Origin of the sequence: Facklamia sp. P13069 (assembly GCF_050409405.1) — a bacterium.
Classification (GTDB): Bacteria; Bacillota; Bacilli; order Lactobacillales; family Aerococcaceae; genus Facklamia.
Genome location: NZ_JBNUPN010000021.1, coordinates 1 through 22538, shown reverse-complemented (window position 1 = coordinate 22538; position 22538 = coordinate 1). Strand labels below are relative to the sequence as shown.

Sequence of the window (22538 nt, the reverse complement as noted above, 5' to 3'; positions counted from 1 at the left end):
ACTATAAATATTTTATGAATTATTTAATCCTCTTTCTTTTGGAATAAATCTTTTATTTTTTCCCAGACTGAAGGTTGCGATTCTTCTCGCTCGAGTTCTGGCTCTTCTTTGTCTGCTTGTATTTTTTCTGTCTTCAAGACAAACTGCACGGACTTGATTTTTCCATTCTTGCTTGAAGCGTAAGAAATCGGTTGATTGGCATTTCCTGTCAGTTCAGAAAGAGTCGCATCAATTTCTTGCTCTACTTCTTGATCTAAGCCGGCTGTTTTATTCTTAAACTTATTAGAACCTTGCTTTAGTTTGTCGCTGCCCTCATATAAATCATTAGAAGCGTTAACTAATCGATTCAAATTAGCGTCTAATGAAGAACTGCCTTCCACTAATGAGGCGCTGCCCTCACTTAAACTTCTAATACCATTTAAAATAGCTTGATGACTGGACACAAGCTTTCCAAGAGATCCCGTATAATCATCGAGTCCTTGATCAAATTGAGTATATTTAACTGCCAAATCTTCCACACCGCTACTTAATTTAGGTAGTTCAGCTACTAGCTCATCTGAAGTACTAACCATTGCTTGAATGGCTGCGTGAAAGTCTGAATAAGCAGTCGTCAACTCTTGACTACCTGCTTGTAGTTGCATAGTTGAGCTAGAAACTGTCTCTAAATATTGGGCTGTGGCATCAATCATCGCATTGTTAGCCGCAAGTACTTGTTCCAAATTCGCTGCTTGTGTCTGAGCAATGACTTGATCAAGCTGAGCAGCTAGCTCTTCCTTATTCTCAATTTCTGAAGCCCTGATTTGAGAAGCGACACTGGATAAGGATAGGTTTAAATTGTTTACGGCTTGCATTCCATTATTATTGCCTGCTTGCAATTGCTGCATGTCTAAACCATTCTGTCCTAAAGCTGCTGTATATTGCTGGTAGCCTACACTTTGATTCAATTGGGTAATCCCACTATTTAACTCCCCTATTCCGGCTTGCATTTCGATCGATGCTTGATTTAATTGTTGCAGCTTACCTAACTTTTCTGCTAGCAAGCTTAATTGATCATTCGATGCATTGATTAGTGCTTTAAATTGATCCGAACCTTGTCTCAATTCTTCGGAATGACTATCGAGCTCCACTAATCCGGCATGCATTTGCTCAATCCCTTTTTTTAGCGTGACAATTCCGTTATTTACCCTGACAGCTCCTTCTTCTAAACGCTGACTACCACTTGCTAATTGACCAGACCCTTCACTTAATTGCAAAGCTCCATCTTTTAATTCGCCTGCCCCCTCATCTATTTGCTTAACACCACTTTGTAATTCTTCAATTTTTTCAAGCAAGTTGGCATCTTCCAAATCAAATCCCAAATTGATATTGATACCATTAATAGCGATTGGCTCCATTTCAAAATTTTCTACTTTAGCCTTGATTGAAAAATTGGCACCTTGTTTAGGTAAAACAGTATAAGTTAATTGTTTGTTTTTCCCCACATTAGCGATAGTTGCTTCTTCTGCTTGAATAGCTTTTACTTTTTCAGTATCAAAAACTAAAGTAGCCTGAAGACCATAATTATTAAAAAAGAAAGGATCCACTTGTTCATTTTCTTTAATCCTTAATTTTATTTCCAAATCGCCTGATTGACCCATCAAGTCTTGAGCGCTTACTTCTTGTTGATTAAGTAAATACTTAATCGAAATTGCCCATGGTAGTTGTTGATTATTTAATTTCCCTTCATAATACAGCTTATCTTTACCATTCGTAAAGTCGACCTTTCCCTCCTTTAGCTTCAACTCAGTCTCCGATGTCATATTTCTAACCTCAGTATAGTCACCGTAATCGGTAATATCCCCTTCCTGATCAAAAATATTAACTATATAGGCATCATTAAGACTTCCGTCATAATTTAACAGTCCATACACAACCTCCTCTTTAGCTAAATTCACTTCCCTTGCCAAAGCATTGGGTAAACTGCTGCTTAAAATATTCATAATAACTATTCCACTTACCAATTTATTGATTAATTGAGTCTTCATATTTAGTGTTCCTCCTTCACGAATTTTAAACCATAAGTTAATTTTTCAATCGGCTTGTCAAATAAATAAAGCAAACCAGGTAAAACAAAAAGGACAATTAAAATAGAAAAGACAGATCCCCTAGCTAGCAGCCTTCCTAATTGCATTAAAATGCCGTGGGTCGTTATATAACCAAGTAGTGACCCTACTAAAACAATGGCAGATCCGGATGTCATAATTGAAACCGTAACATTAGAAATCGTTTCGATAATAGCTGCTTTTCTCTCAAGCCTTTCACGGTTTTCTAAATATCTTCTTGCCAGCAATATGGCATAATCAACAGTAGCCCCCAATTGAATCGCTCCTACAAGTAAATATGAAAAATAAAAAAGAACCTGATCAGTGAAATAAGGAGTGGCTAAGTTAATCCAAACAGCTGTTTCGATGGATAAAACCAAGATGAATGGAATAATTATTGATTTGAAACTAATGGCTAAAACAATGAATACAGCAGCTGTTGAGATCAAATTGACGCTCAAGTTATCCTTTGTTATGGTATCCATTAGGTCGTAAGTACTCGCACTTTCTCCCGCCAAATGGGCTTGATGAGGGTAGAATTTATCAGCTGCTTCACGTATTTCCTCAACTAAGTTAAAAGATTTTTCTCCTTCATATTCCGAATCAACTGTTAGAATCATTCGACTATAGTTTTCTGATTCTAATAGCTTTAGGGTCTCTGCATCTAAAAACTCTTTTGGGATTTCAGGCCCAACGGTATCTACATAAGAAATGATCTCCTTGACCTCAGGAATTTTTTTCAACTGATTACTCAGAGCGATTTCTTTAGTCTGCTCACCTTTAGGTACAATTAAAACCATCCGATTGGACTGACCAAAGTGTTCCTTGATTTTCGCAGAATCTTGACCCAGTTTTGTCTCTGGTCCAAATATATGTTCAGGGCCGTAATAGTAGTTATTTTCCTTTTGCGCTAAAAAAGAAGGAACTACCAAAATAGCAAAAACAACTACTAATGGAAACATCATTTTAGTAACGCCCTTACCTAATCTTCTAAATTGTGGTAGAAGTGGTTGATGTTTCGTCCTTTCCATTAAACGGTAGGTTTTTATAACCAAGACTGGTAATAAGATAAAAACAGTAAGTAAGCTAATCACAATCCCTTTAGCTAAGGCTATACCTAAATCAGGGCCAATTTTAAATTGCATTAAGGTCAATGCAGCAAAACTAATGCCGGTGGTCAAGCCACTAGAAGCGATCGAACCACGTGATTGACTTAAAGCTTTGACCATCGCTGCCTCAGCTTCCATACCTAGCTGCCGATTTTCTTCAAAACGATGAAGTAAAAAGACCGAATAGTCAAGCGATACTGCTAAGAGCAAAATATTGCCAGCACCGCTGGTTACAAAGGAAATGGTACCAAAAAGCAAGTTTGACCCAGCATTTAAAAGAATTGATACCCCAATCGTTAACAATAAAATAAGGGGCTCAAACCAATAATTGGTCGTAATTAATAAAATAACTAAGACAACTGGAATCGTAACCTTAATGATTTTACCGATTTCTTCAACCGTGGATTCAGCTGCAACTGCCGTGTTAACCGCCGCTCCCTCCAAATATCCCCTATTTCCTATCAAATCGCGCAGAGCATCAACCGCTTTTATTCGCTCTCTTTCATCGATAGTAATTGAATACAATGCATTTTTGTTTTTATAATAAGCCTCAACAAGCTCTTGATCATATTGATCCAATGGTTCCGTTATGTTAACAGTGTCATCTAACCAAAGGACCTCATCCACTCCTTTAATTTGACTAATTTTATCCTTAAATGCTAACGCTTGAGGAATGGTTAGGTTCTCTAGCATTAAACGCGCATTAGGGACTTGACCTTCAAACTCTTCCTCCATCATTGATAAAGCTTGCGTAGAAGGACTGTCTGAAGGAAGATAATCATTCATATCATAGTTCACCTGTACTCTAGGCACACTTAATAGACTTATTACAGATCCAATCATAAAAAAGAACAAGACAAGCTTGTCATGCTGCAATATCTTTCTAAATACTTTTTCCATACTTCCTCCTTAAATAAAAATATTGTCGTTAAATAGGATTGTTAAACGACTACTTTTAGAGTATATTAGAGCTAGATATATTAGACAATGTTCAATATAAGGACAGTTGGCCTATTTTTAGACATTTTATATTATTTGTCCGATTGTTCATTCAAGGAGGAAGTATGAAAAAAGAACGAATTACAACAACAATGACGAAAAGAGCTTTAGCTGATTCTTTAAAGAAACTAATGAATAAAAAAGCCTTAGACAAGATATCGATTCGTGAAATTGTAGAAGACTGTGGCGTCAACCGCAAAACATTTTATTACCATTTTACTAATATCTACGATTTACTCAACTGGATGTTTGAAGATGAAGCGATTGAACCGATACAAAAATATGACTATTTTACCGAATATGATGAAGTGGTGCGCTTTGCCATGAACTATGTGGAAGAAAATGAACACGTAGTTAGCTCAGCCATCAATGCCTTAGGTAGAGATGAATTGAAAAAATTCTTCTATAATAACTTCATTGAAAATATGCGTAATATTGTCGATGACATTTCAAAAGAGATGGTCATTCCTGAAGATTATAAGGACTTCCTGATTGACTTTTATACCGATTCCTTTGCTTCCCTACTGACTAATTGGACACACAACAAAGATAAAAAAGATAAGGAAAAATATATTGAATACATCTCTATTACCCTCTTTGAAGGAATACGTCCTGATCTTGAACGGACACATGAACACTTTGCTAATCAGTAACTATTAAAAACCCCTGAAGTCAGATTGGACTGATCTCAGGGGCTTTGTTTTCTTAATAAAAGTTATTTGATCTTTACTCGCCAGAAATATACTCGAAACCGTCAGTTATCAGCCCCTTTGTCATTCAATTTTTAGTCGTTAATGAATAATTTGTATGATAAGATTTTATTATCTTAAGTTTTACTGGTACAAAGTACTCAAACTAATTAAAGGTAAGGAGCCCATTGGATGAAGTTAATAATAAAACACTTAAAAAAAGATTTTAAAGAAACACAAGTCTTAAAAGACGTTAACTTTGAGTTTGAAGCAGGCAAAATATATGGTCTTTTAGGGAAAAATGGAGCAGGTAAAACGACCTTTTTCAATATTATTTATGGTGAACTAGAACAAAGTGGTGGTCTCTTTTTTCTTGAAGAAAACGGAAGGCTTTCTGATATCAGCTATGAGCAGGTTGGCATGCTATTTTCAGAAAATTTTTTGCCCGATTTCTTAACAGGCTATGAGTATGTTAAGTTTTTTAATGATTTAAACGGAGAAGGTCAAGCTCCCGATCATTACCTGGATTTGATGGCGTTCTCTGAAGAAGACAGACACCGCTTAATCAAAGACTATTCGCATGGGATGAAATCGAAACTCTCGCTCCTCTCAATTATCATTGGAAAACAAAAAATAATTCTTTTAGATGAACCACTGACTTCCATCGATGTTGTAATGGCGGCTGAGATAAAGAAAATATTAAAAGAATTAAAAAAAGAACATATTTTGATTCTCTCTACGCATATGCTTGAACTTGCCAAAGAACTATGTGATGAAATAGTCATATTAAGTGATGGAAAATGCATGCCCTTTGAACACCTAAAAAAAGATGAAGATTTTGAATCGAAAATTGTCGAACTTTTAAAGGAGGACAAAGGAGGTGAATAAAATATTAACCTTTTTAATCCAATACCAACTGATTAGTTTTTACAATGGGTTCATTTTTAATTTGCAAAGAATACCTCTCATTGGAAAAATCTTTTCGAATAAGTTATATCACTCTAAATTCTTACTTAAATGGGGACCCCCCCTGTCAGTGATCTTTCAAATGATAAAACCCATTGTAACAAATATAATTTTTATCGCGCTTATCGGTCTTTTGCTTCCTACTTTTTCGAATAAGTATGTCGAATCAGAAGAGATTATGTTTTTGAGCTATGGACCCTTTTATCTATCGATTGTGATGCTAATGATGGCAGTAGCGATTGAAATCTATAGCGCCTTTGAAAACGCTGAAGACAAATATATGCATATTAAGATCTTTAGAGTGAATCCTAGATTTTACTCTATCGCCAATGATCTTTTGAAGTATGGACCTAAAATCGTCGGATTTAGTATTGGGATGTTCCTCTTTTCTTTTATTTTCAAGATCACTTTACTTGAAGGCTTTTCATTTGTTATTTTTTCGATTGGACTAAGATTATTTATTAGAAGTATCTTTCTCTACTTGTGTCGCAACAATTATCCTCTCGGCAAAAAAGTGGCTAATTTTCTAGTTTTTTTCACTTGTGGAGTAGGCTTTCTTTTGGCAATAGTCGGTACTTTTATCGATTTAGGATTTAACTATGCCTTCTTTTTCTCGGTCATTTTTTTAGCCCCTGGTCTTTTGATGCTCGTTTTAACCATTATTTTCACTTTGAAAACTACTTATCTGGAACAATTTATTTTGAAGTCTTTAAATATCAGCGACTTGCTTGAATCGCAACAATTCGTTGATGAAATAGATAGCCAGTCCGCCAAAGTGGAAGATAAAGATATCCGAATAGGAAAGAATGATTATTCTGATGATCAAGGAATTATCTATCTTAATAAGATTTTTTATGACCGAATTGGTTCAGTCTTTAAAAAGAAAATCCTGATTCGATTAGCCTTCATTGGCATCACTCTTGTTATGCTTAATGTCGTAAAGTATTTTGTTCCCCTCTCTCCTGCCGATGTCAAAGGGCTCTCACAATTTATTCCCTTAGTATTATTATTAATTGCTAGAAAAATGTATTTGGGTGAATTTTTTACTAAAACGACCTTTTACTATATGGACCGTAAACTGTTAAGCTTTCATTTTTATCGAGCGAAAGAAAATATAACTACTGCTATTGTTTTTAGAACAAAACAGTTGCTTAAGTACAATCGTCCACAATTTATTGTCGCTTTAATTGGTCTATTATTCACCTATTATCATTGGGATCTATTCGATAGTCAAAGCCTTTTAGTGATGGTCATCAGTTTAATCAGTGGGTATGTCTTTATGACCTTTCATTTTCTTTTTGCTTATTATATGTTTCAACCCTTTACCAATCAAATGAAGGTAAAAAACCCTGTCTATACTGGAATTCTCAATTTTGTCCTCTATATTTTGTATTTTAGTATGGTTAGATTATCTTCCTATACTCACTATTTGGTATTCGGCTTTTTCTTATTCGTGATCTTGTATGTTGTTTTGGGTATAATGATCGTCTATTTATTTGGACCCAAACGTTTTAGACTGAGATAAATACGCAAAAGAATATGCAAAATATTTATCATTTCAATAATTTCCATCTGATAAAATGACCGTTTAAAGTTCATAAATAAACCTTTTTCTCACAGCGAATAGCACTCCCTTCTAATCCATTCCACATGACTTTGAGGGGAGTGCTTTTATTTTCTCTCGCTATTTAATCTCAATCCAATAATCGCCCAGTCTATTTTAACTCTACTACATAGACCATCTATATTATTCAAACCTTCATTTATCCGTCTTTATTTGCCTACTTTTTATTCATTTGATTTTGTTTTCCCCATTGGTTAAGGAAAAAGCTTACAGTCAAAACCCTTCTTTAACCTATACACTTAACCATTTACAAAGAAAAACTAAGAATTTCCTTTATAACTTTAACATGCCTTTAAACATTATGCTATTTTGAACTTAAGCAATCACAAAGAATGGCGGTCTTAGTTGATTGGATCCTTTGCTATCAATGAAGAAAGAGAATAGCCATTTAAAATAGAGCATAGACATTTAATTTATTGAATCAATTTTGAACCCATTTTTGTTCGGATATCATGAACAACCATAAAACCAACCAGAATAAATCCTAAATACCCATTAATTCCATAAAGGACATTTACAAGATCCTTGTAGGGCAAGAAAATAGCGATTACCATTCCAATAACTCCACCCAAAATGGTTAAGATTTTATAGCGTGAGCTTCCATCTGTGGCCACACGACCCACCCCTGTCCAGAGTAGAGGAACTGCCGTGGTATAGATTCCAGCAAAAACAATAACGGCAAAAGCTTGCGCAAATACCGGGTTCACTTTATTAGCTAATACCAATGCTGGAATATCAGCCTTACCAGTTTCACCAATGTAGCTAATTAAAGCGATACAACAAATGGCTGCTGCCCCGAAAATGAATAAAGTAGATAGAAGCATTCCTGTGTTCACTTCTTTTAATTTGTTTTTTGCACCAATTTCAGATAGAAAAGCTGCAAACCACAAAATAACAAAGCCACCGTATGATGCGCCTGAAAAAAATGGATTGTCGCCGCCTACTTGAACCAAATCATAAACGCCTCGATCAATTGCGCTTACATTTTCGCTGAAGTTTGGAAAGCCAGTGATCGCAGTAATTGTTGATACAATCAGAATAAGAATAATAATAATCGGTCCTATTTTACTAAGTGCCTTGATAATTCCGTCTAATCCAAAGACAGCTGTAGCAACTACTGCAATGGTTAGAACCAATGCACCTACTCCGTTTGCTAATCCCCATTGTTGAGAGGCCGTAGCATTCGCCCCTCCACACATAACGATAAAACACATATAACAGAAAAAGGCAGAAAAATAATCAAAGAAAGCACCGATGTACTTACCGGTATAATGTTGGTATATGTCGCCGCCTCTTTCAAGTTTCAAGCGATTACCATTGGTCGCAAAGGATAAATTCGTATAGACATAAATGATTGCCGCAACAGCTATGACAATCCAAAATCGTGAGCCATAGGAAGCCTCATATTGCATTACTTCTTGCATTGTCGCAAATCCGGCCCCAATGTAAAAGGCAATACACGCGCCTGTAAATCCTAGAATCGTCCAAATGTTCATTTTTGATTTTTCCATGTTTTCCCCCTCTTTTCTACTTTCGAACATCTTGTCATTCTGAAGAAGTAAATTTTAAAAAAAAGCAGTCCATAGAACAGTTATAAAGCTATTCGATCGGGACTGCTCTTATTATTTTAGAATCTATTCACTCTATTCAAGTGGATTTAGAAGACCGTAACTTCCGTTACTGGTTGGCTCAGTGCATTTATCGCACGTTCAACCATCTTCATGCGCAATTTCTCTTCATCTTTTCGCTCCAGGGATGGATCTCCAGTAGGGTAAGGAATAGCAACTGTTGGCACAATTCGGTTCGCTCCAACAGATTGAGAAATGGTAATAATTGTAGCCATATGAACAATTGGAATACCAAAACGTTCGATTTCTTTAACGATTGTTGCTCCGCAACGTGTACAGGTCCCTCAAGTACTGGTAAGAATTACTCCGTCAACTCCCGCTTCCTTCAATTCTTTTCCTATTTCTTTACCGAATATGATGGCATTACCAACTGCCGTACCTGTACCTGTCGTGGTGTAGAATTTCTCATGAACCTTACCAATTTTGCCTTCTTTTTCCATTATTCTAAGAGAGTCTAATGGAAGAACACGATCTGGCGATTCATTACAATAGATAGGATCAAAACCACCATGAATGGTGATGAAATCGCCTGTAAGGTTAGCATGATCTTCGATATTGTATTTACCCCATTTTTGAGCAGAGGCAGACTGAATCCGATCGGGATTTCCTACCGGTACAATCCCTCCAGTAGTTACCAAAGCTATTGTGGCTTTAGTTAAGTCCTTAATTGGAGGGGCTGGCTCAACCAAGTCAAAGCTAGGCATTGGCATTTCAGTTTTATATTCTTCGTTGTTCAAACGTTTCATCAGCATCTCAACCGCACGAACGGCACCGATTTTATCGGAAAAGCCTGTAATACGCTTACCTTGCTTGAAGATCCCATCTTCTTCAGGAATAACTTGCTCGCCTGCTAATATTTTCTTCGCAATCGCAGCCATTTTAGGTAAGGCAGATCGCATATCAACTGCACTATTTCCAGTTGGAACGGTATATGCTTTTAGTCTGGTAATTTCAAGACCTGGGTTTTCTTCATACATACCTGATACTACAGGGATATCGTATTTATCCACCACGAACTGAGCAATTAAGGATGAAGCCACCCCATAGCGGCCCGCATTAAAGGAGGGGCCGACTACTACTAAATCCGGTTGAATCTCATCCATTGCTTTCTTAAATTCAGCTAAAGCTGCTTCATTGTTTTCATTGATATAGTTATCGCCACAAATAAAAGTCGCGACCACTTTACCTGCATCGCCCAACTCCTTTTCAAATCCTACGGCAGGACCGACTGTCCCTTCCTTTAAAACGGGAGCAAAGTCGGCATTGTCTTCTCCACCAATCTGACCAAAAAACTGATTCAAATAATATAAGATTCTTTTTTCCATTGTCTTCCTCCTCGTTCTAATACTCAGTGACCATCAAATTATGATATCCGATCTCTGAAGTGGCTCCAATCACAGCATTTAATTCACACTTCATAACACCGGTTTCAGCATCATAGGCTCCAGCCCATCCTCCTGCCAAATTGGCAATCGCTTCTGGATCTCCCAGGATACGGTCCGCTTTTGGTAATGTTACAACGTGAGAAACGTTTCCTGTTGATATTACAGCTTTTGCTTCTGGTTTTGAGTCTGCGAGTGGTTGACTGGCTCCATCCCAACCAGAACATTCATCTGTAATCAGAACAGCTTTTATCCCTTGTTTTTCTAATCGTTCAGCAATCATGACTAAGTCAGAGTCTGGATTTCCATATCCTTCTTCCGATACAATCACCCCATCTGCCCCCAACTGCTTGCATAATTTAGCAGTGAAATCACACGATCTAAATTTTCCTTCTAAGGTTGTTAGTTCTGGAACCATAACCACACCAAGGAAATTAATTTCTTTGCCGTGTTTTTTCAAAAGTTCTAAGATAACTGGATTGGTTTGATGTTGATAAGTCGTAATCTTATCGCAAGCTGCTACACAGTTGCCCGAAACGACTGCTCCATCCAGTTCTTCCAGCGGATGCAGAAGTGTTGGAATAATATTTTTAGCATCCACTCCATAGATATAAGAGTCATGGAGAAGTCCTTGAGTGATTAACATCTCAGCATAGACTACCTTAGGAAGATCTGGATATTTAGCTGTTTCTTCTGGATTTGATCCTACTTCAAACGTTTCGATTTCATAGACTGGAGCGTCTTTTGCAAACTGTCCGACATATTCAGAGATTAATAGACCTGCCATTCGAACTGCTAATTCATGTTCATGCGCTGTTAATCCGTCGACTACCGATAGATCCACCACTAAATTAAAAGTCTTGGAGAAGGGCGTCCATTTTGCTCCTTCTCCCCACATATCAATCACACCTTCTTGGAAGCCGACAATATCTCCAATTGTAACGATAGCAACGCCTTCTAATACGTTATAAGCTCCATTCCCAAGCTGGCCAGTCTGCGAAGTTATCCCAGCAAATCCAGGAACACCTTCTACTTTTACCCGTGGTTCAATGACATCTTTTACAGGGATGATGCGTGTCTTTTCACCTGGTTTAGCGATATCGACAGTAACCTCTTTAATATTGTCCAAACTCTTAATATAATTGACTAATTCTTCGCGATTTAAAACGAGTTTTTCTCCTACTACTTCATTTTTATCGCCAAAGACAACATCATTAATTTTTACTTTACGTCTTTCTAGTTTCAAATTGATTCCCTCCTATTTGTTAAAACGATCTCCCAACTCACTTACCTCTTTAAGAGCTACTTTTAAAAGCTCGTAATCAATAAATTCGTAATCCTCCTTATTCTTGTAATCCACTGTATGGGTAGCTAAAGAGTTTTGTAAAAGTTCTATGCTATTTTCAATTGCCAAAAGAGACTGAGTGTTATCTCCTTCTGGTTTATCTGATATCAAGATCGACCGTACGGGAGAAAAATGCATCCGACCACTGGCGGCCAAAGGAGATGTCATTAAATAATGTCCTTTGTGAATCAAGTCACGTGCCTTTTTCAAAACAGCTAATTGATCACCTTCAACCAAGATTGTGTTACCGCTTTCATTGACGGTTATATTATTCGTTAAAATCATATCACCACCTCTATCTTTTCACTTTTAATGAAGACAATGCTAACGCTTACATCCAATAATAAATTGTGGGTTGAAACCATCTCATCACCTCACTGATATACTAACTGTTTTTCAGATGAATGTCAATTGTATTTAGATAAAAATTTTGATTTATTTAAAATAAAAATTTACATAAAAAAACCTTAAGATCTTTTTACTAAGACCTTAAGGTTTTTAACTATATTTCATTCACTCTTAAAAGAGAGATTCTTTAATTCTAGAAAGAAAGTCTTCAATATGTTCGTAAGCATATTGTTCGGCTGCCTCTTCATCTTGATCTTCAATCGCTTGCACGATTTTACGGAAGGTTCTGGTAAAGATAGTCATATCATCAAAGTAATCATTACAATAATGCCACAATCTTTCGGTATGTAAATGAAGATGAGCTAGTGTTTCTTTTAACCATCGATTATCACAAGCTTGAAAAATAATTTGATGGAATCGTTCATCTTCGTTGATAGCCTCTTGATAACTTGCTGTAGTAGAATAAGATTCTAAATTTTTAATAATTTGCTTCAACTCTGCTAATTGTGAGGGGGTGATCCGTTTTACGGCTTGACGAGTCGCATAGGGATCTAGTTGCTTTGTTACATCAAATAGCCCCTTGATATTACGAAAATCAATAGGAGCAACTTGTGCTCCAAACCTTGGCACAATATTAATGAGATCATCTCGCTCTAGCTCTTGCAAGGCTGATCGAATCGGTGAACGACTTACGCCAAATTCTTCAGCTAGATCAACTTCATTGAGTATTTTTCCGGGTTTATATTCAAACTCAATGATGCGACGCTTCAATTGATTATAGATACTTAAATTTTTCTGATCCAATCTTCTTCACCTCTTAGCTATCAAGCCATTCTGTATAACACTATACATAGACCTCACTTATTATAACCTCAATCTTTGAGGAAAATCAAATAATGTTTAATTATGTATAATCTCCTAGGTTATCTTTACGTTAGCACTCAATTTTATTTTGCACAGCGAATTAAAAGAACTTGTATAAAGTATAGCTTTTTTTTAACCTCTCTCTTAAATCGTTTAAACTATTTTTTCTTTGATTATCTCATTCATAGTGTTTTTTCACTTGCGAAGTTGGCTTTCTTTTCGCATTAGCCGGTACTTTGGTAGATTTAGAGTTTAGCTATGACTTATTTTTCTCAATCAATTTTTTAGCCCCTGGTCTTTTAATGCTCGTTCTAACCATTATTTTTACTTTAAAAACTTCTTATCTCGAGCAGTTTGTTTTAATTGTTTGAATATAAGCAATTTAATTGAATCCCGACAATTCGTTGAAGAAATAGATAGCCAGTCCGCAAAAGTGAAAGTCGAAGATATCCGAATAGGAAAGACTGATTATTCCAATGATCAGGGAATTATCTATATTAATAAGATTTTCTATGACCAAATTGGTTCAGTCTTTATAAAGAAAATTCAGATTCGATTAGCCATCATTGACATCACTCTTCTTATTCTTAATGCCTTAAAGTATTTTGTTTTAGGTATAATGATCGTCTATTTATTTGGACCCAAACGTTTTAAACTGAGATAAAATTGAAGTTTCACAAAAAAAGACGCTTTTTATAATCTTTCATGACTGAAAATTGGGTTGATTTAGAAGGCGTTTTTTTTAAGATTTTTTTAATAACTAAATATCTCGTCTTTTAACAATTAAACAAATAACCAGAGGCAATCAGTGTACTGACCCCTATAGTTGGACCATGAAATTCAACTTTAGGGAGTCTTATTATGGCAAAATATAACTTAGATTTTAACATCATCCACAACAAATATCCTTTAAACACATCTCTCATTTTCTCAACTCTCTCGATAGCCTGATTCATATTTTCTATCAATGACAATAACCTTACTGCCATCACATATCATACACATATTCGTGAATTCAACTTTTTCTATCATTTATCAAAACTCCTGTAAATTATAATTTATCTTTTTTCATGCTTTTTAGAGCAAAACAATTAATTTATTGATCTAATAGTATTTCATTTCATATTTTGTTTCTCTAGTAGAGGGTTTGAAATCTAGTGTTTATCGTTACTATCTTCCGTTTTCATAATTATGACACAAGACCCGGCTGTTAAATCGTATAGTAATATCAACACTTATAAATACAAATTTTATATCTATTCAGGTGAATTGCTAACCTTATAAATTCGAATTTATAATACTCTTATCTCAATACCAACTACTCCATACTTTTGCTGTTTTTCTTTTGGATAGTATACATCCATATCAGCTGATGAAGCTTGATTAATATTGTCGATAGTATAACCACATCGCAATAAAGATAATGACTCATACAACTTATCAAATGATGGAAATTTATGTAATGCAACCACGACTGCACTTAATTTACATTCACTATTCTCAGTATTTGTAAACTTAATGAAATCTCCAACTTGTATCATTTGCCTTTTTTCATCTAATAATCGCAATTCAATATCTTTTTGCTTATACTTTATTTTATGAAAAGGTTCAGGATGTAAGTTCATATAATGAATCAAATTATTCACCTCCCTAATGATGTACTGTTTACAATATTTATTATCGAAAAACCCTGCTACATAGTACATCAATAACTCATTTTTTTGATTTTAAACTTTGTTAGAAGCTCTAAAACCCTTGTATTTACTTGACTATTTGCCTGTGTCATTATTATGACACGAAACCCAGATGTAAACTCCTAAAATTTCTTACTAACTCTTGATTATTAACGTTATAAGATCCATAACTTTATCAACATGAATATCTTCTTTAATCAAATAATTCCATAGACCAACATTCGGCCATAAAAATAAATCTACAATCCTTCGATAATCATCCCAAACACTCTGCTCGATATTATCTAAATCATAAATTTTAAAAACATGATTCAGTAAATCATTACGATAGTCGGTCATTTTCTCGAAGCTTTCTTTCGCCGTTAGATTCTCAAAATCATACATAGATAATTCATATCTTGTTTCGTTAAGAATATTATTATTATTCACTACCGTTCCAGACATATTAAAATCAATTAGACCCACAAATTCATTCTTATTAACTAAAATATTTGCTGCATTAAGATCGCCTTGTATGGAGCACTTTCTTAATTGAGGCAGAACTTCTTTTATTCCATTCCTACAGTTTTGATTTACCTCATCTAATGTAGAAATTAAATTTGATTGGTTTTATAGACAATAAGCATTCTCTTAATAAATGATAATTTTGTTCTTTCTCATCAATTTTTTCTTCTCAATCTGGTAATTCAATGATTGACCACATACTCCATCTACTCATCAAATCTTTATTTGAATTTTTTGCCATATATTTGGCAGTATTTTTTAACACTTCAAATTTTATATTGTCTGAATAGTCATTGAAGTTACAGATTTCGTATGGAACATATTCTTCAATCCAAGAAACAAATTCTATTTTTTCCAAGTTAAATTCATATAAGTAATTTCCATCGGGAGATTGAAGGTAACTTGGTACATAAATGCACTATTGTTATAGTTATCAATCACTTTAATCAGTTCAATAAAGTCATTTTGAGTTAATTCATTTTTTGAATTAATTTTAATGACCCAATCCTTATTGACATAAAAATTAATTCTAATATCAGTTTTTGAGGGACTTGTATCGTTACCAAAGGCGATTGTTTTATTGTCTATTTGGATATAATCACATATGTCATGGAGTAGCTTGCCTTCATCTTTAATGCTCTCCACTATTAATTTATAGCCCATTACTCCCCCAGTTTACTATTCTATTTCTATTCGAGGGTCTGGAAACCCCGTATTCATCGTTATTATTTGCCGTTATCATAATTATGACACGAGACCCACAGGCTGGATCTATTATGATGTCTGATGGGGTTGGCTTTACCAGTTCGACCATCATCTTTATAATATGTCTAGGTGTTCTAAACTGTCCATTTGTACCTGATGTAGATAGCTTAGATAGTAAGTACTCATAAAGATCTCCCTTTAAATCTCCTTCTAAAACTAAACTATCTATTGCTGTTACAATTTTCTCTAACATTTGAGCTGTAGGAATTTGAAACATTGCATCTGTCATAAATTTAGAAAAGGAGGATCCTTCATTGCTATTCAAGTCTTTTATAAATGGAAATACTCCTTCAACAATCGTTTTATGCATTTTTTCTGCTTCAAACTCTTTGAAATTGTGCCATCTCAAGTCTTCATAATCAAAGCTGTTTTTGTATTTTTTACTATTCCCTTTAAATATAATTTTTGGTTCAAGACCTAATATATTCGCTTCTGCTTCACTTTGTAATTGTTTATCATCTAATGTTTTTATAAAGATGAGATATGTAAATTACTCGATAACAGTTAACGGATTAGTAACTCCATCCGTCCAAAATGTTTCCCATATTCTATCTACTTTATTCTTTAATTCACCTGTCAACATATTTTCCCTCCTATAAAATTCAATTTAAATATACCTTTAATTTATTACATTAAATATTAAATTTTTATTTAAATTGAATTTCCGCGCACTAATCCTATACAAATTATTTTGTTAATAGTGAGTTCTTCATTTTCACCCTCACAAAATCCTAGTTTGGCCTAATTATATAATTAAAAATTATGATTTTAAACTACATACTGACCTATATTTCCTTTAACTGAATTAAAAACTCTTTTCATACAAAAATACTCCCATCAAATTCATTTTAACTGAATCCAATGGGAGTGTTCTAAAGTTTTGTACTATTATTCAGTTTCAGTCCAATACTAAGCTCATTACATTAGTAAGTCTGTGTTTTATCTTCTACTAACCATTTGTCAATTGTTTACGAATAGACGAAGAAGAAAATTCGACCACTAGAATGAGCACAACCAGTCCTACTAGAATGGCTCCTACTTGCGACCAACGGTTGGAGGACATGGCAAATTTAAGGGGTGCACCAATTCCTCCCCCTCCTACCAGACCTAAAATAGAAGCATCCCTTAAATTCATATCGAAGCGGAAAATAATTGTTGATAGTAAACTAGACCATAATTGAGGAATAATCCCACAACGAATCTTCTCGAAAGTATTGCAGCCAGCTGCATCGAGCGCTTCTAAAATGGATTTATCCATATCGTCAATGGCTTCACTAAATAACTTGGTTAACATACCAATGGAAGTCACTGAGATCGTCATAACGCCTGCAAAAGGTCCTGGACCCGTCACCCGAATAAACATTAGACCATAGACAAAGGCTGGAATGGTTCGAATAGCCATCACCAAAAAACGGGTCATCACTACAACAGGAACCGGAACCACTTTACTCGATGCTAGAAAAGAAAGAGGAAAGGAGAAGACTGCTCCGACCAGAGTCCCTAAAAAGGCGATCGCCATCGTCTCCAATAATAAATAAGGAACCGACTGTTTCGTAAGATTAAAAAGCAGTTCTCTGTCTGGGTTAACAATTCCTTGGATGATACTTACAGCAAAAGTGATGCCCCGCTTAGCAAGCCCCACTTCATCAATGGTTGAAGCAGACCAGACGACTAGCCCAACTACTAACATCGTCCAAGCCAATACTTGCCAGCGATTCGTATCTTTACTTTCATACATTTGATTAATTTTATCTACCATGACTACCTCCTATGTTAACCTTGCTCTTAGATAGCGACTGATACTTTCAATCACCACTACCGTTAAGAACAGACAAAGCAGGATCATTCCGACATTCTGATATTCTCGCCAACCTAGATTCTCATCGAGAATAATGCCGATTCCTCCTGCCCCAACATAACCTAAAATAGCAGCGTGGCGAACATTTCCTTCGAAAGTGTATAAGGCTACTGACAGATAAGTTGGAAGCACTTGCGGTTTAATCGCTCCGAGAAAACTATACATTTTATTCGCTCCTAAGGCTTCCATGGCTTCATAAGGCAACATATCCGCTGTCTCAATGGCTTCATAAAGTTGTTTAGCTATGAAAGAAAAGGTGAATAAAGCAATTGCCAAGGTCCCTGCAAAAGTCCCTAAGCCAAAAATATAAGTCAAAATCAAAGCGGTCACTAAGGTTGGTAAAGTTCTGATTAGACTCAACAATAGTTTTAAAAGACTAGTTATCCAGTGATTTCTAGTTAAGTTAGTGGCAGACCACATGGCATAAGGTATCGCTAAAAGCGCACCAATAAAAGTCCCCAGTACAGACATTTTAATCGTATCGAGCAGCGGAGGGATTACCTCATTAAAATAAGCCGTATTGGGTGGTACCATCCGTTTTAAAATAACAAAGAATTCCTCACCACGCTTGATTAAAACTTGTAAATCAAAACCAGTCATTTTAGCTGATAAATAAATCAATAAAGTAATCAATAAAACAATTAACAAGGTAAAAGAGCGCTTCTTATACACCTTCTTGCCATTTGAAAGCACTATTTCTTTGGGACGCATAAATGAAAGTATTGGATTATTCATAGGAGTCACGTTCCTCTTCAGTGCTTTGTCCTTTATAAATATGGTTTAGGACTTCTTGAGTGACTTCATTTGAAGGCCCATCATAAACAATTGCTCCTTCGCGAATGCCAATAATCCGATCACAATATTCAAGCGCCAATTCCACATGATGAATATTGATGATGACGGTGATGTTGTCTGTTTGATTGATATTCTGGAAATCTCGCATCACTACAGCAGCGGTGACTGGGTCCAAAGAAGCAACAGGCTCATCGGCTAGAATAATGCGTGGATCTTGCGCCAAAGTCCTAGCCAGTGCCACCCGCTGTTGTTGACCACCCGATAGTTGGTCGACTCGCGTATAGGCCTTATCAAGAATTCCTACCCTGTCCAAAGCTTCCAAGGCTTTTATTTCTTCTTCCTTCTTGTAATAGCCAATCAAGACGCGCCAAAAAGGGATATCAGGGACAAAAGCCGATAAGACATTGGTGATGACTTTTGCACGAGTTACTAAGTTAAAAGACTGAAAAATCATCCCGATCTTACGTCGGAACTGACGCAAGCTCTTACCTTTTAAGCCACTCACATCCACCCCATCAACCGTTAATTTTCCTTCTGAAATGGAATGCATTTTATTAACCGTTCGAATGAGAGTGGACTTACCTGCACCCGATAAACCAATAATGCCAACGAATTCTCCTTGATCAATCTCCAAATTAATATCTTGTAATGCTAATACACCTTTTGGATATCTTTTATAAACTTGTTCAAATTTGATCATTGCCTTCTCCTTTTTTAATCTTTCAAGCAAAGAAACACCCACCGTCCAGTGGGTGTTTTGTTTTAGACTATTTGTCGGTATTTATTATTCACCTTGTTCACGTAGAATTTTTTGCGCTTCACGTTCTGTTTCATAATCTTCAGCTTTGGCTGGTTTGTAGCCTTCATGACTGTAGATAGCAATGACTTCTTTACCTTCTTCGGTTTCAGCAATATTAATGAAAGCATTTTGAAGGGCTGTTTTTAATTCGTCTGTCATTATCTCTGAAGTCTTACTTACAGAAACAGTGTCATTGTAAACATTAGGAGTAACGCCAATGACATTTGTCTCTTCCCAAATGCTCGCTTCGCGTCCCATATCTTCCATCCATGCATCGACATTATCACGACGTAAGTCAGCAAAACCAACCACTACGTCTACTTGTTCGGATGCTAAACGAGCAATGGAAGAAGGATAGGAATCTGCTTGAACGACATTTGATAAGTCAGAAATTTGTTTACCATCGAATTGGTTTCCTAACCAAATGGAAGGATAAATGTAACCTGATGAAGAAGAGGAGGACATGACTGACCACTTAGCAGAGTCTAAGTCTTCCCATGTTAATTCTTCGCCATTGTTTACTTTCTCAGCTAATTCTTGGCCTTTTTCAGAAGGCCCTGCAATAATTAAGCCTTTGTAATAAGAAACTTGATCTTCGATTAATTCAGTCGCTTGACCGTCATTCCAGTCTGCTGGATTCTCAGAGTCTTTCGATAAACCTTGACGAGTCGATGTAAGAAGGACGTCCACATCGTCTTCGAACAAGACATACGTTCCGCCAGGAATTAAACCAACATCAATCGTTCCTGCAGACATACCCTCTCCGACTGCTTCATAAGATGTTCCGACAGTAATTTCGACATTCTTAACATTGAATCCTTCTTTAGCTAACTCATCAATCAAGAGCTGTTTTAAAGGCTCGGTTGTTGTAATAATTTCTTCGGGATCACGGGATGGAACAAAAGCAACTTTTAACGTCTCAATTTCAACTGCTTCTTCTTGCGCATTTACAGTAAATACATTCAAAAAAACACTTGCCAGTAGAGATAGGACCATTAATAGACTAAACTTTTTCTTCACAGATGTTACCTCCAAATATTTGATAGCTCAATTATAACGAACTAAGTAAAGTAGAGCAACTTGCTTGTTCAATTTTACATAAAGTTTACAGTAGGTAAGAAGCCATTCAATCATTCTCCTGTTATCATGTGTTTTTTTAATACTATTTTCTCATACTAAGAAAATATTTTTATTTTCGTATAAAATAAATTTGACAAAACTCTCTACATTAAAAAGCTTTTATTATTGAAACAGCAAAATCAATAATTTCAATTCCATAAAACTGACTAATGAAAACCTAAATAATGTTGTGCATTTTCTCCCTTACAATCTGGTTTCCTTAAGGGTCTTTAGAATTTGATTTTCTAGTCTACGAAAAGTAATATAAGTTTCTGTTAGAAAGTTACCACTACCGGGTGTAAAATCATGAGCAATTTCAGCGAATACAAAAGTGGATGTAGTTTATTCCTAACACATTACTAGAGCTTTTATTATTAAACCCAGGTGTTTTCTGTATATTTCCTTTGTTTTAGGTGAATTGTTAATGATTAGGAGCGCACTTATCACAAAAACCGTTTCCACCATCATTTTCCCATGTTAGTCCACATCCACAATCTGGACAATAATTTTCCCAAATAAGATCTGGATAATTAATGATTTGTCTACCTTTACTATTTAACGTTCTCTGCGTAAGTTTTTGTGCTGTATCTACTTCAATGCTATCTACTTCAAATTCTGGATAAGAATCTTCGTCTTCATTTTCATACTCATAGTGTATACGTGCAACTATCTCAATTTTTTTATTGTGATTTTCTTTTATTAAACCATATTCCATTGTAGCGTATTCTTTATCATCAGAATCCCAAATAGAGTTCTCTAAATCAAAAAATGTACAGTTAATTACAATTTCTACTAAACACTTTAAAGCAACTACTATTTCATGCTCTTCAGAGTTATAATCTATAACTACAGAGCTTAACATTTTGAAGCTCAGTTTCATCATATTCATATCCACCGATAATGCCTTTACGATCATAATCAAACCCGTCAAGTTCGATGTTTTGTGAATTATCAAAAAATTGTTCTTTAATTTCCTCAGCAAACCTATAATTAATACTATTGATGTACTTTAAAGCTTGTTGAGCGATAAGTTTATCCGTATTAATAAGATTCAATAACTCATCTATACTTTTATAAAGATAAATTCCTTTTATGTCCTCAAAATCTTTATCTCCACTTATTACATATATGGGTTGATAATCTTTTTTTCTTAAACTCTTTAACATTGAAATATTAAAAGCATCAGGAAACTCGTGCTTCTTCTTACCTGTTCCGAATGGCTTTCTGTTATTAAAATAATCATTTAGTATAGTTTTTAATTCAATACTATCTAAATCTAAATATGTTACTTCTGCCTCATTTAAATAATTATGAAATTGATTTAGCGCTTCTTGAACTACCTCTTCAGTATCCAATTTATTAAAACTATCAGCATACTTACTGTTTCTAAGAATAGCTATTTCTCTGCTATTAAAGTTTTGGTTTATTTCATTGTTTTTTTTTAACATTTTCTTTTATGTGTTTATTTGCCTCTCCAACAATTATCTCACTTGTAAGAAAATTGATAGCACCCTTTTTAACTTGTTTTTTTAGCAATCCTAATCTACTTTTATCACTTATATCAAAACTTTGACTTTCAAATATTTGTGTATCAACAAAAACATTTAATGGAAACTCTAATTCTTCTTTACCTTCCAATTCTTCCTCCTTTTTAATAATTAACAAATTATATCTATTCCAATACGCCTTTTAGAACAATCGTGAGCCATAATTGGTCTAAAAAGTACACCAATCCTTATTTTGTATCTATAGTACGTGGCTTGAAAGCCAGTGTTCATCGTTACTATCTGCCGTTGTCATAATTATGACACAAAACTCACCTGTGAAATCATAAAGTAATATCAACACTTATATATACTAAGTTTTCTAGATATTCAGGTGGACTGTTAATCCAATAAACTGGGATTTGTAGAACTAAAACTTTTCTAAATACTTTTTACCATTTTTATATTGTTGTATCGGGTTCCAT

At 35.1% G+C, this 22538-nt stretch carries 23 protein-coding genes; 4 read left to right on the top strand and 19 right to left on the bottom strand.

Annotated features, from left to right (window positions below; genetic code table 11):
- Positions 1 to 23: 23 nt before the first annotated feature.
- Both ACQV2T_RS07065 and ACQV2T_RS07060 read right to left on the bottom strand, forming a co-directional pair.
- Positions 24 to 2024 (bottom strand): hypothetical protein, encoded by a 2001-nt coding sequence (locus ACQV2T_RS07065; RefSeq protein ID WP_428893436.1) that lies wholly within the window; start codon positions 2022 to 2024, stop codon positions 24 to 26.
- A gap of 2 nt (positions 2025 to 2026) precedes the next feature.
- On the bottom strand, positions 2027 to 4090 hold the full coding sequence (locus ACQV2T_RS07060; protein ID WP_428893435.1) for an efflux RND transporter permease subunit: 2064 nt from the start codon (positions 4088 to 4090) through the stop codon (positions 2027 to 2029).
- A gap of 164 nt (positions 4091 to 4254) precedes the next feature.
- Between ACQV2T_RS07060 and ACQV2T_RS07055 the strand changes: the two genes are divergently transcribed.
- The 3 genes from ACQV2T_RS07055 (at position 4255) to ACQV2T_RS07045 (ending at position 7369) form a co-directional block, all read left to right on the top strand.
- Positions 4255 to 4842, top strand: a complete 588-nt coding sequence (locus ACQV2T_RS07055; protein WP_428874105.1) for a TetR/AcrR family transcriptional regulator C-terminal domain-containing protein — start codon at positions 4255 to 4257, stop codon at positions 4840 to 4842.
- A gap of 228 nt (positions 4843 to 5070) precedes the next feature.
- Complete coding sequence (locus ACQV2T_RS07050) at positions 5071 to 5766, top strand: ATP-binding cassette domain-containing protein (RefSeq protein ID WP_428893434.1); 696 nt, start codon at positions 5071 to 5073, stop codon at positions 5764 to 5766.
- Complete coding sequence (locus ACQV2T_RS07045; protein WP_428875270.1) at positions 5759 to 7369, top strand: hypothetical protein; 1611 nt, start codon at positions 5759 to 5761, stop codon at positions 7367 to 7369. Before ACQV2T_RS07050 ends, ACQV2T_RS07045 begins: the two co-directional genes overlap by 8 nt.
- A 512-nt stretch (positions 7370 to 7881) precedes the next feature.
- Here the strand turns inward: ACQV2T_RS07045 and ACQV2T_RS07040 are convergent.
- From ACQV2T_RS07040 to ACQV2T_RS07020, 5 genes are all read right to left on the bottom strand, one after another.
- Positions 7882 to 8979 carry a YkvI family membrane protein gene (locus ACQV2T_RS07040; protein ID WP_428874102.1) on the bottom strand — a complete coding sequence of 366 codons (1098 nt, stop codon included), beginning with the start codon at positions 8977 to 8979 and terminating at the stop codon, positions 7882 to 7884.
- 146 nt (positions 8980 to 9125) lie between these two features.
- The gene (locus ACQV2T_RS07035; RefSeq protein WP_428893433.1) at positions 9126 to 10421 is read right to left on the bottom strand and encodes a glycine/betaine/sarcosine/D-proline family reductase selenoprotein B; all 1296 of its coding nucleotides are present in this window, start codon (positions 10419 to 10421) and stop codon (positions 9126 to 9128) included.
- A 16-nt stretch (positions 10422 to 10437) separates the two neighbouring features.
- A complete protein-coding gene (locus ACQV2T_RS07030) occupies positions 10438 to 11724 on the bottom strand; it encodes a glycine/sarcosine/betaine reductase component B subunit (RefSeq protein ID WP_428874100.1) in 1287 nt (428 codons plus the stop codon).
- Positions 11725 to 11736: 12 nt separating this feature from the next.
- Positions 11737 to 12108 carry a GrdX family protein gene (locus ACQV2T_RS07025; protein WP_428874099.1) on the bottom strand — a complete coding sequence of 124 codons (372 nt, stop codon included), beginning with the start codon at positions 12106 to 12108 and terminating at the stop codon, positions 11737 to 11739.
- A 234-nt stretch (positions 12109 to 12342) separates the two neighbouring features.
- Entirely contained in the window at positions 12343 to 12975 is a 633-nt protein-coding gene (locus ACQV2T_RS07020; RefSeq protein ID WP_428874098.1) for a GntR family transcriptional regulator, read from the bottom strand.
- 427 nt (positions 12976 to 13402) lie between these two features.
- Between ACQV2T_RS07020 and ACQV2T_RS07015 the strand changes: the two genes are divergently transcribed.
- On the top strand, positions 13403 to 13699 hold the full coding sequence (locus ACQV2T_RS07015) for a hypothetical protein (RefSeq protein ID WP_428875273.1): 297 nt from the start codon (positions 13403 to 13405) through the stop codon (positions 13697 to 13699).
- A gap of 628 nt (positions 13700 to 14327) precedes the next feature.
- Here ACQV2T_RS07015 and ACQV2T_RS07010 read toward each other — a convergent pair.
- The 12 genes from ACQV2T_RS07010 to ACQV2T_RS06955 form a co-directional block, all read right to left on the bottom strand.
- Positions 14328 to 14681: an ASCH domain-containing protein gene (locus ACQV2T_RS07010; protein WP_428893441.1), complete on the bottom strand. Its 354-nt coding sequence runs from the start codon at positions 14679 to 14681 to the stop codon at positions 14328 to 14330.
- Between the two features lie 183 nt (positions 14682 to 14864).
- Positions 14865 to 15194, bottom strand: a complete 330-nt coding sequence (locus ACQV2T_RS07005) for a hypothetical protein (protein ID WP_428876448.1) — start codon at positions 15192 to 15194, stop codon at positions 14865 to 14867.
- Between the two features lie 208 nt (positions 15195 to 15402).
- Entirely contained in the window at positions 15403 to 15591 is a 189-nt protein-coding gene (locus ACQV2T_RS07000; protein WP_428893431.1) for a hypothetical protein, read from the bottom strand.
- Complete coding sequence (locus ACQV2T_RS06995; RefSeq protein WP_428876449.1) at positions 15579 to 15896, bottom strand: hypothetical protein; 318 nt, start codon at positions 15894 to 15896, stop codon at positions 15579 to 15581. The genes ACQV2T_RS07000 and ACQV2T_RS06995 overlap by 13 nt, the downstream gene beginning before the upstream one ends.
- The gene (locus tag ACQV2T_RS06990; protein ID WP_428875292.1) at positions 15886 to 16476 is read right to left on the bottom strand and encodes an N-6 DNA methylase; all 591 of its coding nucleotides are present in this window, start codon (positions 16474 to 16476) and stop codon (positions 15886 to 15888) included. Before ACQV2T_RS06990 ends, ACQV2T_RS06995 begins: the two co-directional genes overlap by 11 nt.
- Before the next feature lie 471 nt (positions 16477 to 16947).
- Positions 16948 to 17757 carry a phosphonate ABC transporter, permease protein PhnE gene (gene phnE / locus ACQV2T_RS06985; protein ID WP_428875277.1) on the bottom strand — a complete coding sequence of 270 codons (810 nt, stop codon included), beginning with the start codon at positions 17755 to 17757 and terminating at the stop codon, positions 16948 to 16950.
- Between the two features lie 9 nt (positions 17758 to 17766).
- Positions 17767 to 18591, bottom strand: a complete 825-nt coding sequence (phnE, locus tag ACQV2T_RS06980) for a phosphonate ABC transporter, permease protein PhnE (RefSeq protein WP_428874091.1) — start codon at positions 18589 to 18591, stop codon at positions 17767 to 17769.
- The gene (gene phnC / locus ACQV2T_RS06975; protein ID WP_428876210.1) at positions 18584 to 19351 is read right to left on the bottom strand and encodes a phosphonate ABC transporter ATP-binding protein; all 768 of its coding nucleotides are present in this window, start codon (positions 19349 to 19351) and stop codon (positions 18584 to 18586) included. The genes phnE (ACQV2T_RS06980) and phnC overlap by 8 nt, the downstream gene beginning before the upstream one ends.
- An 84-nt stretch (positions 19352 to 19435) precedes the next feature.
- Positions 19436 to 20470, bottom strand: coding sequence for a phosphate/phosphite/phosphonate ABC transporter substrate-binding protein (locus ACQV2T_RS06970; RefSeq protein WP_428893430.1), 1035 nt, complete (start codon positions 20468 to 20470; stop codon positions 19436 to 19438).
- A gap of 520 nt (positions 20471 to 20990) precedes the next feature.
- Entirely contained in the window at positions 20991 to 21431 is a 441-nt protein-coding gene (locus tag ACQV2T_RS06965; RefSeq protein WP_428893429.1) for a hypothetical protein, read from the bottom strand.
- Positions 21403 to 22017, bottom strand: a complete 615-nt coding sequence (locus ACQV2T_RS06960; protein ID WP_428893428.1) for a PIN domain-containing protein — start codon at positions 22015 to 22017, stop codon at positions 21403 to 21405. Before ACQV2T_RS06960 ends, ACQV2T_RS06965 begins: the two co-directional genes overlap by 29 nt.
- Positions 21998 to 22207, bottom strand: a complete 210-nt coding sequence (locus ACQV2T_RS06955) for a PIN domain-containing protein (RefSeq protein ID WP_428893426.1) — start codon at positions 22205 to 22207, stop codon at positions 21998 to 22000. Before ACQV2T_RS06955 ends, ACQV2T_RS06960 begins: the two co-directional genes overlap by 20 nt.
- Between the last annotated feature and the right edge of the window lie 331 nt (positions 22208 to 22538).

What these genes read in the sequence shown, in the direction of transcription:
- ACQV2T_RS06960 (WP_428893428.1), bottom strand. Translation starts at nt 22,017, where the DNA reads ATGTTAAAAAAAAACAATGAAATAAACCAAAACTTTAATAGCAGAGAA.
- ACQV2T_RS07050 (WP_428893434.1), top strand. Translation starts at nt 5,071, where the DNA reads ATGAAGTTAATAATAAAACACTTAAAAAAAGATTTTAAAGAAACACAA.
- ACQV2T_RS07055 (WP_428874105.1), top strand. Translation starts at nt 4,255, where the DNA reads ATGAAAAAAGAACGAATTACAACAACAATGACGAAAAGAGCTTTAGCT.
- phnC (WP_428876210.1), bottom strand. Translation starts at nt 19,351, where the DNA reads ATGATCAAATTTGAACAAGTTTATAAAAGATATCCAAAAGGTGTATTA.
- ACQV2T_RS07040 (WP_428874102.1), bottom strand. Translation starts at nt 8,979, where the DNA reads ATGGAAAAATCAAAAATGAACATTTGGACGATTCTAGGATTTACAGGC.
- ACQV2T_RS07060 (WP_428893435.1), bottom strand. Translation starts at nt 4,090, where the DNA reads ATGGAAAAAGTATTTAGAAAGATATTGCAGCATGACAAGCTTGTCTTG.
- ACQV2T_RS06965 (WP_428893429.1), bottom strand. Translation starts at nt 21,431, where the DNA reads ATGTTAAGCTCTGTAGTTATAGATTATAACTCTGAAGAGCATGAAATA.
- ACQV2T_RS06995 (WP_428876449.1), bottom strand. Translation starts at nt 15,896, where the DNA reads ATGGGCTATAAATTAATAGTGGAGAGCATTAAAGATGAAGGCAAGCTA.
- ACQV2T_RS07025 (WP_428874099.1), bottom strand. Translation starts at nt 12,108, where the DNA reads ATGATTTTAACGAATAATATAACCGTCAATGAAAGCGGTAACACAATC.
- ACQV2T_RS07065 (WP_428893436.1), bottom strand. Translation starts at nt 2,024, where the DNA reads ATGAAGACTCAATTAATCAATAAATTGGTAAGTGGAATAGTTATTATG.
- phnE (WP_428874091.1), bottom strand. Translation starts at nt 18,591, where the DNA reads ATGAATAATCCAATACTTTCATTTATGCGTCCCAAAGAAATAGTGCTT.
- phnE (WP_428875277.1), bottom strand. Translation starts at nt 17,757, where the DNA reads ATGGTAGATAAAATTAATCAAATGTATGAAAGTAAAGATACGAATCGC.